Raw genomic sequence first — 424 nt, 5'->3', positions numbered from 1 at the left:
GAAAGGGTGTTTTTTAATTTAACGGAGCACTAATATGATCCAAGAACAGACTATGCTGGATGTTGCTGATAACTCAGGGGCTCGTAGCGTAATGTGTATCAAGGTTCTAGGTGGATCGCACCGTCGTTACGCTGCTATTGGCGACATTATCAAAGTTACTGTGAAAGAAGCAATTCCACGCGGTAAAGTTAAAAAAGGTGATGTGTTAAAAGCAGTTGTTGTGCGCACCAAGAAGGGTGTTCGTCGCCCAGATGGCTCAGTTATTCGTTTCGATGGTAATGCTTGTGTAATTTTAAACAATAACACTGAGCAACCAATCGGTACTCGTATTTTTGGACCTGTGACTCGTGAACTTCGTTCTGAGAAGTTTATGAAGATCATTTCATTAGCTCCAGAAGTACTGTAAGGGGAATGTAATGGTGCC

General features: G+C 42.2%; 1 protein-coding gene. It reads left to right on the top strand.

Going from position 1 to position 424, the window contains the following annotated elements:
• Positions 1–34: 34 nt before the first annotated feature.
• Positions 35–406: a 50S ribosomal protein L14 gene (gene rplN, locus FLQ44_RS01990; protein ID WP_005619403.1), complete on the top strand. Its 372-nt coding sequence runs from the start codon at positions 35–37 to the stop codon at positions 404–406.
• Positions 407–424 lie beyond the last annotated feature (18 nt).

This window comes from Vogesella mureinivorans, from assembly GCF_007644035.1.
GTDB classification, from domain to species: Bacteria; Pseudomonadota; Gammaproteobacteria; order Burkholderiales; family Chromobacteriaceae; genus Vogesella; species Vogesella mureinivorans.
Note: the sequence above shows the minus strand (reverse complement) of the source record. Positions and strands in the feature narration are given on the sequence as shown.